Here is a 12,550-nt window from a genome sequence, read left to right on the forward strand (position 1 = left end):
CAAAAAGCGGCCTCCGGGCCGCTTTTTTTATGTTTGATGGCCGTGGTTTTTAAAAGGTTGCGGTGAGCATAAACCACGCCTTATCAGTGTCTTTGGCCAGTGTGGTGGTTTCTTCCGAACCATCATAGTGCGCATACTTGGCCAAGCCGATCAGATTGCTGGTTATCGGACGGCTGATGACTAAATCCACTTCCTGACCGAGATCCAGACTCGCCTCATCAGTCTGGAAATCATGCCAGGTAGCAGCAAATTCCCATTGGTACTTTTTGCCGCCCAGGGTCAGATAGATGTCGCGGATCCCTTGCTTCGGCGTGGTCAGGAATTTGTCGGCAAAGCCCTGAAACTTGTGCAGGGTGGCTAAAGGCGTGGCAAAACCTTTTTTACCGTCGTCTGAACCTAATACCTCATAGCCCGGATTGACGTAGTAGCCGTGGCGAGATGCCGTCAACTCGAGCAGATAATAATCGGCATCATAAGCCAGGGTCGCATCACCGGCATCACGCTGCTCTGCATACATGCCGTGAGCCTTGAGCCAGGGGAGCAGAGTACCCGTGTATTCGATGCCATAAGTATTCGACGAGTTGGTGGTCGGGTTATTGTAATCCAGCAGGTAGGCGAAACCGGCCAGCGCATGATTACCGCTGAACAGGTAATCGGCGCGCAACAGATGGAAATCGCCATCCAGTTGGCCATTCGGATTATCCGGACCAAACACGGTATTGATACGCCAACTGTAGGCGTAGTCGAGGTTGAAACTGGTACTGGGGGCATACACCAGATGGGCTGCATCGAAGGTTTGTTCCAGTTGCCGCCAGGCGACACTCCCGACAAAGCGCTCTGTGCCATGTTTTATCCGCTGGCGGCCGAGCATGCCGTTCCACTTCTCCGCCGTGTAGGTGAGGGCTGCCTGATTCAGCACTGTAGCTTCCGGATCGGCCACCACAGGATAATTCTTCTTGCCGTTGACCGTGCTGTTGTAACTGTCATTGCCAATGCTGGTGACATTATCGACCTCGAGCAATCCTTTAAAACCAGCCACAGTGCCACTGGTCCATGTGAAGCGTGACTTCAACGTTGATGCATTCGCGACCTCGGCTAACCCCTCCTGGTCGACATATTCGTAGCGATAGCGTTCGCTAACGCTGGCGCTACCCCACTTGATGGCTGAGCCGATCCCTTCGGCCAGTGTTTCAGCGTGCAGTTGAGCGGATTGGCTGAGACAGATGGCAATCAGCACAGCGAGGGTACGTGGTTGGGTCATAGAGAGCACTCCATTGCAAATTTCAGAAATAAAAAACCCACCGCATCCAGAGGACGGGTGGGCATCAGTGCCAACATCAGATTATTTGTTGCAGCAATGTGACAGCAGGAGTCATGCCAGTTCGCAATTCGATGTTTTCCGCAGGTTTATTGGCTGGAAAGCAGGCAGGTGCACACCAATAAGATGCCAATCTGGTGCAACTTCATGATGTGAGGCTTAAACGTGGGGGGACAGACATGGCTTCTTGATATGAGGTATCATGCCCGCCGTTAACGCTCTCGTTGCGCGAAGGAACCTGTCTATGTCTCTGCATGTTGTCATTCTGGCCGCGGGTAAAGGTACTCGCATGCGCTCTTCCCTGCCCAAAGTCCTGCATCCGGTTGCCGGACGCCCCATGGTCAGCCATGTGATCGATACAGCCCACCAGCTGGGCGCCGAGGCTGTGCATCTGGTGTATGGCCATGGCGGCGAACTGTTGCAGCGGCGACTGGATGATGCCTCGGTGCAGTGGGTGTTGCAGGCTGAGCAGTTGGGCACCGGCCACGCCGTGGCACAAGCCACCCCGGCGATCCCGGATGATGCCCGTGTACTGGTGCTGTATGGCGATACCCCGCTCATCACCGCTGCGACGCTGGAACAGTTGCTGGCCGTGCAACCAGTGGGCGGGATTGGCCTGCTGACGGTAACCCTGGCCAATCCGACTGGCTATGGTCGCATCGTGCGTGAGAATGGCGCCGTGGTCGGCATCGTCGAGCAGAAGGACGCCAATACCGAGCAGTTGGCCATCACCGAGGTGAATACCGGCGTGCTGGTGGCTCCGGCTGCCAAGCTCAAACAGTGGCTGGCCGGATTGACCTGCCAGAACGCCCAGGGCGAATACTATCTGACCGATGTCATCGGCGCTGCCCACCGGGATGGTGCGGCCATTGCCACTGCACAACCGGCGGAAGCGGCCGAGACCGAAGGCGCCAACAATCGCCTGCAACTGGCAGCCCTGGAACGTTTTTATCAGCGCCGGGCGGCTAATCGCCTGATGCTGGAGGGGGTGACCCTTCTGGATCCGGATCGCTTCGATCTGCGCGGCTCCCTGGTCTGTGGCGAGGATGTGATCCTGGATACCAATGTCATCATCGAGGGCACTGTGGAGCTTGGGCATCGGGTGCGCATCGGCACCGGCTGTGTGCTCAAGGATTGCGTGATTGCCGATGACAGCATCATCAGCCCCTATACGGTGATCGAGTCTTCTAAATTGGCGCGCGCCACCACGGTCGGCCCGTTCGCCCGGCTGCGTCCTGGCTCCGTGCTGGGGGAGGAGGCTCATGTCGGCAACTTCGTCGAAATCAAGAATGCCTCCCTCGGGTTCGGCTCCAAGGCGGGTCATCTGAGCTATCTGGGGGACAGTGAAATCGGGGCTGATGTGAATATCGGCGCTGGCACCATCACCTGCAACTACGATGGTGCCAACAAGCACAAGACCATTATCGAGGATCACGTCTTCGTCGGCTCTGACACTCAACTGGTGGCCCCGGTGATTGTGCGCAAGGGAGCGACTATCGGTGCCGGTACCACAGTCACCCGCGAAGTGGGCGAGCATGAGCTGGTCATTACCCGGGTGCCGCAGCGGCACATTGCCAATTGGCAGCGGCCGGTGAAGATCAAGAAATAAGCGTCCCTGCTGCAATACAAAAACGGCACCCGAGGGTGCCGTTTTGTTTGGTGGCGGCATTCCTGCCGCCAACGGTCTGCTTTTCGTCCAGACTCCATCCCTCTTCATTCCCAACAATTACTGGGACAGAGCCGTTTGTTTATGGTTGCGCTGGTGCATTATTGTTCCGACTCGGCTGTGGCGCGGCGGCCCAGCTGATACCAGTCCACCTTGCGGGTGACGATCATCACCAGCGCCAGCACTACGAACAGCAGGACACTGCCCAGTAGCAGGGCTATATCCTCGGCCTGCATCAGGCCATACAGAACGGCGTAGAGAAGCGCCAGCAGACAGGCAAAACCAAACCCGCGCTTCAATCCGCCGAGCAGGTGGCTGGCGTAGAAGGCCAGCAGCCCGACACAGGCGACGCTGGCCGCCAGATAGGCCAGGGCAAAACCGATTTGTTCGGAGAACGCCAGCAGCACCAGGTAGAAGACGATCTGCGCCATGCTCACCAGGGCGTACTGGATCGGGTGCAGGCGCAGCTGCTTCAACAGCTCGAACAGGAAGAAGCTGAGGAAGGTCAGGCCGATAAACAGCTCGGCATACTTGATGGCGCGTTCGTTTTGCTGATAGTGGTCCACCGGCTCGATCAGGCTGACGGTAAATGCAGGCAGGCCGTTGATTCCCTCTTCCAGGCCATCGTTGAAGCGCTCCTGCATGTTGTTGGCAAACCAGCTGCTTTCCCATTGCGCATCGAATCCCTGGTCGCCGATTTTATGCTGACGGGGCAGGAACTGGCCGATGAAACTGGGGTGCGGCCAGTTGCTGGTCAGGCTCAGCGAGCTGCTGGCGCCCACCGGAACCAGTTCGAAATGATCGCTGCCTTGCAGCGCCAGCTCGAACTGGAAGTCGACCGATGGATTGGCCATCAGAACTTCCAGATCCAGGGGCGCATGCATGCCCTGGCTGGCATTACCAAAGCGGGCACCGGGTTCAAATGCCAGGTGCTGCTTGCCCCATTGCAGGGCTGGTACCTGCAGGATGCCGCGCGCATCGGCGATGACCACCGCCAGATAGGGTTTCCCCAGCAGGATCGAATCCTTCTTCAACTCATCGAGCGCCGCCAGGTTGAAGTGGCCTTTCAGGTGGAGCTGGCTGTGAAACAACTGGCTCTGGTAGATGCCCAGCTTGCGCGGTTCGACCTGCAGATCCCCTTCCACCGTCAGCGTTTCCGGCAGCAGCAATTGTTGCTTGCTGGTGGTGAACTCCTTGTACTTCCCTTCCTCTTCCACATAGTGGCTGCTGGTCTCCTCATACGGAATGACCAGTACCGGACCGGTCAGGCGCTGGGAGCCGCTGCTGCTGGCGCGGATCTGCTCCAGCGCCTCGGCGCGATAGGCCTGACGTTCGTGGTTCAACGACAAGACCGAGTGCAGGGGCAACTGCAGCAGCAAGAACAGGCCGAGCAAGATGGTGAGCTTATGGGTGATGAGTGACTTGAACATGGTGATCCCTCCTGGATGATTGACCAGGAGAGTCTGAGCCCCCTGTGTGGGGGCTTGATGAGGCTGTGTGAAGTCTGGGTGAAGTGGTGAAATTTTTTACGGCGTGTCAGCGTGAGCTACTTTGCCGCTGTAGCATAATCAGGAGCCGATATTTAGCGGCTCAGAGGCAACCTCAGCTCGGCGCAGGCACCGCTCTGGCCATCGTTGCGATTGTGCAGCGCTATGCTGCCCTGATGCCGCTCGACCACCTCGCGCACAAAGCTCAGGCCCAGGCCGGTACTCTTGCCGCTGTGCGGGCGGGGCAGGGAGTAGAAGCGCTCGAACAGCCGCTCCAGGGCATAGTCGGGAATGCCCGGCCCCTGATCCACAATGCTCAGTTGGTAGTCACCGCTGGTCAGAATAGTGCCCTGCAGCTCGATCTGACCCCCAGCCGGGGAGAAGTCGATGGCATTATCCAGCAGGTTGGCGATGGCCTGACCCAGTAGCAGGGCATCGGCGGGGAGCTTGGCCGCCTGGAGGTTCGAGTGCAGCTGGATCTGCCGCCGCTCGGCGTGGGGCTGCAACAGGGCAATTTGCTGGCCGATCAGCGAATCCAGCGCCACGGGCTGCTTCTCCAGCTGGGGTCTGGATTCCAGACTGGCCAGCTGCAGCATCTTGTCGATCAGCCGTTGCATGCGCTCGGCCTGCTCGCGGATGGAGAGCAGGAAGCGTTGGGCGACCGGCTCGGGCGGTGACTCCTGCAGCAATTCGGCGGCGCCGCGTAACGCCGACAACGGGCTCTTCAGCTCATGGGTCAGACTGTGCACGTACTGCTCGACATAGGCCTTGCCTTCGAGTTTGCGGCGCATCGACTCCAGCGCCTGGCCGAGTCGGGTCAACTCCGGACTGTTCAGCCGGGGCAGGGCGACGGGCTCGCCGCGACTGACGGCGGCGGCGTAATTCTCCAGCCGCCGCAATGAGCGATTCAGCCACCACACCATGCCGCCACCGGCCAGCAGGGCTATGCCCAGCAACAGGAAGGCGGCCAGCTGGATCTTGTTCTCACTGCGGGCAATCACAGGATCCATGGTGCGATTGGGTTTGCCGACGGTCAGCACGCCGCGGATCCGGCCGTTATCCAGCAAGGGCGCGGCGACGTACATCACCGAGCTGTCGGGATCGCCGGGAATGTCGCGACTGCTGCGGGCACCATAGCGCCCCTGCAGGGTGAGATAGACATCGTTCCAGCGCGAGTAATCGGCGCCCAGATCCCGGCCGCTGGAGTCAAACACCACCTTGCCGTGCAAGTCGGTGACATAGAGCCGGTATTCGACCCTGTCCTTGCGGATGCCGTCGATGCGCGCGCCTATCGGTTGCTGATTGAGGGTGGCCACCGCGCGGCCCAGGGCGCTGCGGGCCAGCGTCTCGGCGGTGAGCGGCTGCTCTGCCAGATCGGCGGTGGTGAGTTGCGCCAGCAGTTGTGCCGTGTCGATCAGGGTGCCTTCGGTGGCGCGTCGCACCCCGGGTTTGACCTCCTGCAAAAAGATATTCAGCACAAACCAGGCGGCCACCGCCACCAGCACGAAGAATCCCAGCAGCAGACGCAAACTCAGGCGCATCCTGAACTCCCTTTGGCGGTAAGGCGCAGCATCAACCCGGCTCGCTCAGGCTGTAACCGAGGCCGCGATGGGTGAGGATCGGGTTGGCGTCGGCGTCGATGTCGCGCAATTTGGCGCGCAGGGTCTTGATATGGGTATCGACGGTGCGCTCCAGACTCTCTTCGCCAGGGGCCCAGACCAGATCCAGCAGCTGGCTGCGGGAATAGACCCGCCCCGGATGCTGGATCAGGGTCTTGAGCAGCAGGTATTCGTAGCGCGTCAGGGTCAGTGGCTGGCCTTGATACTGGATACGGGCGCGCGCCTCATCCAGTTGCAGGCCGCGCGGTTTTTCTGTCGGCGCCGGGGTGGCAGGCCGCACGCGGCGCAAGATGGTTCGAACCCGGGCGCAGACCTCGCGGGGGGAGAAGGGTTTGGCGACGTAATCATCGGCCCCCATCTCCAGTCCCAGCAGGCGGTCGATCTCTTCACTGCGGGCGGTCAGGAATAGCAGCGGCAGATCTCGCTCGGCCCGGATGCGCCGACAGAGCTCGAAGCCGCCGATGTCCGGCAGGCCGACATCCAGGATCAGAAACGCCGGTTGCTCGGACTCTAAGGCTGCCAGCACCGGCAAGCCCAAATCAAACCAGCGTACGGCAAAGCCCTCCGTCTCCAGGCTGTAGATCAGGGTATCGGCGATGCTGGCTTCATCTTCCACCAGCCAAATCAAGGGGTTATTCATGGTTTGTCGCAACCTCGGCATGCATGGTTACCACGGTAGCATAGGACTCCTTGCGGGCCACAGCTCTCATTTCAACCCCAGCCGCTTGGCCAATTTGTGCAAGTTACTCGGGTCCAGCTCCAGGCGGCGAGCCACCTCGGCCCAGTTGTGTTCGCAGAGATCCAGGCTGTGGCGGATCAGCTGGCGCTGATAACTCTCCACCGCCAATTTGAGCGGTTGCAGCGATACCGGGTCGCCGGTGGCTGAGGCTGAGACTGGCGGCGCACTGCTGCCCTGCACCGGCAGGGCGATATCCAGATCCAGGTGGGCTGGCTCCAGCGTCACCATATCGCTGCGCCGGGCTCCGTGACTGACCGCCCGCAACGCGGCGCGGCTGATGACATGCTCCAATTCGCGGATATTGCCGGGCCAGCGGTAGCTGCACAGCGCCTGTTCGGTGAGGGCGGAGAGGCGCAGGCTGCGAAAACCGAGCCGGGTACGATTCAGCTCGAGGAAGTAGCCGGCCAGCAGCAGAATATCGTCGCCCCGCTCCCGCAACGGCGGGATCGGCACCGGATAGACCGAGAGGCGGTGGTACAGATCGGCACGGAACTGACCGTTGCGCACCTGGGCCGCCAGATCCCGGTTGGTGGCGGCAATGATGCGCACATCGACCTGGCGTGGCGTATCCGATCCCAGGCGCTGGATCTCGCCATTTTGCAGGGCGCGCAGCAGTTTGGCCTGTACGACCAGGGGCAACTCGCCCACCTCATCGAGGAACAGAATACCGCCGTGGGCGGCTTCGAAGCGCCCCGCCCGATCGCGGACCGCGCCGGAGAAGGCTCCTTTGACATGGCCAAACAGTTCGCTCTCGGCCAGGGATTCCGGCAAGGCGGCGCAGTTGACATGGATCATCGGCGCCTGGGCGCGCGCCGAGTGACGCTGGATGCGACGAGCCAGCAGCTCCTTGCCGACCCCGGTTTCCCCCAGCAGCAGCACCGGCAGATCGGAATCGGCGACTATATCCAGCTCATGGAGCAGCTTCAGCAGCACAGGGCTGCGGCCGATCAGCTCCCGCTCCTCGTGACCCTCCACCGGGGCGAGCGGCACATCGGGCGAGCGATGGCCCAGGCGCAACGCCAGAACCTCCTCCTCCAGTCGTCCCATGCGGATCACCGCCTCGCAGGCTCGGGCCAGATCGCTGAGTTGGCTATCCAGCCTGGGAGCCAGGGGGCCGCCCGCCAGCGAGTCGAGGGTCAGCACGCCCCAGCATTGCCCCTCCAGATAGAGGCTGATCCCCATGCAGTCATGGACCGGCAAGGGCTCCCCCTGCCGCGACTCCAGCAGGCCATCGTAGGGATCCGCCAGAGGGCTGTCGGGGGCAAAGTGCACCGCATCGCGTTGGGCGAGGATGGCGGCCAGGCGCGGGTGCTGACTGATGCTGAAGCGGCGTCCCAGGGTTTCATGGGCCAATCCGGCTACCGCCACCGGGCACAGATAATCGCCCTCTCGCTTCAACAGGCCGACCGCATCGCAGGCAAAGAACTGGCAGATGGCGGTCACCAGACGCTCTTCACGCACCCCGCGAGGATAGTCGGTGCCCAGATCCTGGATTACGAGTGGCTCAATCATGGTTGAAATCACCCTGAATGGTTTTATTTACCCTATCACTGAAGGGTTAAATTCACCATATCAAATAATAATTCGTTTATTATCATATGGTTATAATGTGGCATGCTCCGTGCAATTCCAGAGACAAGATCCCTGATTGTGATTATGGAGTAGAGCGATGAATTATCTGGAACACACACTGGCCGAACTGGCTTGCGATATCCCGGGTGCCACCCGGGTTTTCCACCACTACAAACTCGATTTCTGCTGCGGTGGCAAGGTGAAGCTGGGCGAGGCCATAGTCGGCCGCGCGTTCAGTGGTGAGCAGATCTGTGCCGATCTGGCGGCGGTGGCACAACAACCGGCCGACGAACGGGACTGGCGCGAGAGCGGCATCGGCGAGCTGATCGAGCATATCCTGACTCGCTACCATGCCATCCACCGTATCCAGTTGCCGGAGCTGATCCGGCTGGCCAAGCGGGTCGAGCATGTCCATGGCGAGCGTCAGGACTGCCCCAAGGGGTTATCCAGCCATCTGGCCCTGATGCTGGACGAGCTGGAGCAGCATATGCAAAAAGAGGAGCAGATCCTGTTCCCGCTGCTGCAGGCCGGGCAGTATGCCGTCGCCGCAGGTCCGATCCAGGTCATGCAACTCGAACACGAGGAACACGGTGACAACCTGCAAACCATGGAGCGACTCACCAATCACATCACGCCGCCGCCCTTTGCCTGCGTCACCTGGCGCGCCCTCTATACCGGTCTGAACCAGCTGCGGGAAGATTTGATGGCCCATATCCATCTGGAAAATAACGTGCTGTTTCCGGCGGCCCTCGCCGCAGCCTGAGGTTTTGGCCCTGCTTTCGGGCACCCGTAGCTGGGCAATGCCAATCAGTTAGCGAGGGAGAGATAGCCTGTTGAGCCAACCGTGGGCGGCAGGGATGCCGCCATCGAGCCCCCAGGGAAGGGTTTACGGCGAGTTGGCGAGAGAGGTTGTCTCTTCCGAACCTCTTAACTGACAAGCAGTACCCGCAGCTGGGTGCCTGTTTTTTTCCGATCGATCCCTGTTGTTGAAGGCCGCGGCTATCTGCTGCTGAGGCCTATTCTGGTTGCGGTGCTGCCGCTCCTCCACTCTCCTTTTCGCCTGCGGCTCGTCTTCCTGCCCGCAACCTCCCCACTTTTTTATCTCTGGCCGGTTTTTACGCTTGATCTTTCGATTCGAAAGATTAAAATCCAAAAACTTTCTTCTTGATTTCAGTTTGAAGCTTTATGCAGAAGCGCAATACCCAACAACGGCGACGGGCCATAGTCGCGCAACTGGCGGAACGGGGTGAGCTGAGTGTGGATTGGCTGGCCCGGGAGTTTGATACCTCGGAAGTCACCATCCGCAAGGATCTCGCCGAGCTGGAGCGCAATGGCCTGCTGCTGCGCCGCTATGGCGGTGCCGTTCCTGTGCCCCAGGAGCTGGTGGCGGATGTGCCGGAAGCGGAACAAGTTTCGAAACGAAAGTTAGCCATCGCCAAAGCCGCCGCCGAGCTGATCCGCGACCACAATCGGCTGATTATCGACTCCGGCAGCACCACGGCGGCGTTGATCCCCGAGCTGGGGAGTCGGCGCGGGCTGGTGGTGATGACCAACTCCCTGACCGTGGCCGCGGCGCTGCGCGAGCTGGAGAACGAACCCACCCTGCTGATGACCGGTGGCACCTGGGATCCGCACTCCGAAGCGTTTCAGGGCCAGGTCGCCGAGCAGGTGCTGCGCTCCTACGACTTCGATCAGCTGTTTATCGGTGCCGCCGGGATCGATCCGCTGCGCGGCACCACCACCTTCAACGAGCTGATTGGCTTGTCGCGGGTGATGGCCGAAGTGGCGCGGGAGGTGATAGTGCTGGCGGAGTCCCACAAGGTGGGGCGCAAGATCCCGAATCTGGAACTGCCGTGGAGCCGTATCGATACCCTGATCACCGATACCGGCCTGGCGGCTGAACTCAAGCAACAAATCGAACAACAGGGCGTGCAGGTGATCTGCGTGCCGGAACTCGTGTAAACAAATAACAAGGAATCTGAGCATGTGTGGAATTGTCGGGGCGGTTGCCCAACGTGATGTGGTGGATATTCTGGTCGAAGGGCTGCGCCGTCTGGAGTATCGCGGCTATGACTCGGCCGGTGTGGCGGTGATCGAGGGTCATAACCTGCAACGGGTGCGCCGTCTGGGCAAGGTCCAGGAGCTGGCCCGCGCGCTGGAGGAACAACCCCTGCATGGCGGCACCGGCATCGCCCATACCCGCTGGGCCACCCACGGCGAACCGTCCGAAACCAATGCCCACCCCCATGTCTCCGGCTCCCTGACCGTGGTGCACAACGGCATCATCGAGAACCATGAAGAGCTGCGCCACAAGCTCAAGGACCTGGGCTATGAATTTGTCTCCCAGACCGACACCGAGGTGATCGTTCATCTGGTGCACCACTACCGCAAGACGGCACCAACTCTGCTGGCGGCACTGCAACAGGCAGTCAAGGAACTGCGTGGCGCCTATGGCACCGTGCTGGTGGATGCCGAAGACCCGGAACGTCTGGTGGTCGCCCGCTCCGGCTCGCCGCTGGTCATCGGCCGTGGCATCGGTGAGAACTTTATCGCCTCCGATCAGCTGGCCCTGCTGCCGGTCACCCGTCGCTTCCAGTTCCTGGAAGAGGGCGATGTGGCGGAAGTCACCCGCCGCTCGGTCACCATTTTTGATGTCAACGGCAACCCGGTGGAGCGCGCCGAGCAGGAGTCTGAACTCTCCCACGACGCCGGTGACAAGGGCGAGTATCGCCACTACATGCTCAAAGAGATCTACGAGCAGCCCGCCGCGCTGCTGAACACCCTGGAAGGACGCCTGAGCGGCGACCATCTGGTGCCGGAAGCCTTCGGCAACGGCGCGCGCGAGATCTTCGGTAAGGTCGAACATGTGCAGATCGTCGCCTGCGGCACCTCCTACCACTCCGGCATGGTGGCCCGTTACTGGTTTGAAGAGCTGGCCGGTGTCACCTGCAACGTCGAGATCGCCTCCGAATTCCGCTATCGCAAGTCGGTGACCCGTCCCGGCAGCCTGCTGATCACCCTCTCCCAGTCCGGCGAGACCGCCGACACCCTGGCCGCCCTGCGTCTGGCCAAGGAGTCCGGCTATATGTCCAGTCTGGCCATCTGCAACGTGCCGGGTTCTTCCCTGGTGCGGGAATCGGATCTGGCCTTTATGACCCGGGCCGGAGCCGAGATCGGCGTCGCCTCCACCAAGGCGTTCACCACCCAGCTGGCGGGCTTGTTGATGCTGGTGGGCAGTATCGGCCGTTGCCGTGGCACTCTGGATGGGGCTGCCGAGGCCGCGCTGGTCAACTCGCTGCGCAATCTGCCGGGCAAGGTGAAGAGCGTCCTGACCCTGGATACCAAGATCCAGCGTCTGGCCGAAGAGTTTGCCAACAAGCACAACAGCCTGTTCCTGGGCCGTGGCAGCCAGTACCCCATCGCCATGGAAGGGGCACTCAAGCTCAAGGAGATCAGCTACATCCACGCCGAAGCCTATGCCGCGGGCGAGTTGAAGCATGGTCCGCTGGCGCTGATCGATGCCGATATGCCGATCATCGTGGTGGCCCCCAACAACGAGCTGCTGGAAAAGCTCAAGTCCAACGTCGAAGAGGTGCGCGCGCGCGGCGGCATCCTGTATGTGTTTGCGGATGAGGAAGCCGGTTTTGTCTCCGACGCCACCATGCGGGTGATGCCGATGCCACGGGTTGACGAAGTGATAGCCCCCATCGTCTACACATTGCCGATGCAGCTGCTCTCCTACCACGTCGCCATTATCAAGGGTACCGACGTCGACCAGCCCCGCAACCTGGCCAAGAGCGTGACGGTGGAATAAATCAGAACCTGCGCAACTCTATTTCCCATCCTGAGTTGCGATAATCGCTAAGAGTGAGGGCGCAGAGCATGGAAATGCTGCTGCGCCCTCTTTTGTTTCTGCATCATTATTTCCTCCATGATGGATCTGCTGCCAATCCTAGTTTGACCGCGCCTAAATTCATCAAGTTTTTTGTTCACGATTCAACGGCAATATTTTCGATTGTTTTGACGTTTCTGTGGCGTTATCGCATCGGATTTTTTCATATCATCTTTATAGACTAAATGGGATTCATGCATCTTGGAATACCTTATTAATATTGATTTCGTGATGACTAAATCGGCCTAATTCCATGA

General features: G+C 60.3%; 9 protein-coding genes. 4 read left to right on the forward strand and 5 right to left on the reverse strand.

Annotated features, from left to right (window positions below; all coding sequences use genetic code 11):
- Positions 1-49: 49 nt before the first annotated feature.
- Positions 50-1,261 carry a hypothetical protein gene (locus tag ACZYUB_RS11585; RefSeq protein ID WP_463948040.1) on the reverse strand — a complete coding sequence of 404 codons (1,212 nt, stop codon included), beginning with the start codon at positions 1,259-1,261 and terminating at the stop codon, positions 50-52.
- Positions 1,262-1,562: 301 nt separating this feature from the next.
- Here ACZYUB_RS11585 and glmU point away from each other — a divergent pair, with 301 nt between their 5' ends.
- A complete protein-coding gene (gene glmU / locus ACZYUB_RS11590) occupies positions 1,563-2,927 on the forward strand; it encodes a bifunctional UDP-N-acetylglucosamine diphosphorylase/glucosamine-1-phosphate N-acetyltransferase GlmU (protein WP_463948041.1) in 1,365 nt (454 codons plus the stop codon).
- Positions 2,928-3,085: 158 nt separating this feature from the next.
- Here glmU and creD read toward each other — a convergent pair whose 3' ends face one another.
- The 4 genes from creD to norR all read right to left on the reverse strand — a co-directional run bounded on the left by creD (position 3,086) and on the right by norR (position 8,341).
- Entirely contained in the window at positions 3,086-4,414 is a 1,329-nt protein-coding gene (gene creD, locus ACZYUB_RS11595; RefSeq protein ID WP_463948043.1) for a cell envelope integrity protein CreD, read from the reverse strand.
- 152 nt (positions 4,415-4,566) lie between these two features.
- Complete coding sequence (creC, locus tag ACZYUB_RS11600) at positions 4,567-6,012, reverse strand: two-component system sensor histidine kinase CreC (RefSeq protein ID WP_463948044.1); 1,446 nt, start codon at positions 6,010-6,012, stop codon at positions 4,567-4,569.
- A 31-nt stretch (positions 6,013-6,043) separates the two neighbouring features.
- The gene (gene creB, locus ACZYUB_RS11605; RefSeq protein ID WP_463948046.1) at positions 6,044-6,730 is read right to left on the reverse strand and encodes a two-component system response regulator CreB; all 687 of its coding nucleotides are present in this window, start codon (positions 6,728-6,730) and stop codon (positions 6,044-6,046) included.
- Between the two features lie 66 nt (positions 6,731-6,796).
- Complete coding sequence (gene norR, locus ACZYUB_RS11610) at positions 6,797-8,341, reverse strand: nitric oxide reductase transcriptional regulator NorR (protein WP_463948048.1); 1,545 nt, start codon at positions 8,339-8,341, stop codon at positions 6,797-6,799.
- A 157-nt stretch (positions 8,342-8,498) separates the two neighbouring features.
- On the opposite strand from norR, the gene ytfE reads away from it, so the two are divergent.
- The 3 genes from ytfE to glmS all read left to right on the forward strand — a co-directional run bounded on the left by ytfE (position 8,499) and on the right by glmS (position 12,215).
- The gene (gene ytfE / locus ACZYUB_RS11615; protein WP_463948050.1) at positions 8,499-9,164 is read left to right on the forward strand and encodes an iron-sulfur cluster repair protein YtfE; all 666 of its coding nucleotides are present in this window, start codon (positions 8,499-8,501) and stop codon (positions 9,162-9,164) included.
- Positions 9,165-9,586: 422 nt separating this feature from the next.
- Entirely contained in the window at positions 9,587-10,363 is a 777-nt protein-coding gene (locus ACZYUB_RS11620) for a DeoR/GlpR family DNA-binding transcription regulator (RefSeq protein ID WP_463948051.1), read from the forward strand.
- 22 nt (positions 10,364-10,385) lie between these two features.
- Entirely contained in the window at positions 10,386-12,215 is a 1,830-nt protein-coding gene (glmS, locus tag ACZYUB_RS11625; RefSeq protein WP_463948053.1) for a glutamine--fructose-6-phosphate transaminase (isomerizing), read from the forward strand.
- The last annotated feature ends 335 nt before the right edge of the window (positions 12,216-12,550 follow it).

It is taken from the genome of Pseudaeromonas sp. HNCC25DJ182, assembly GCF_055413365.1.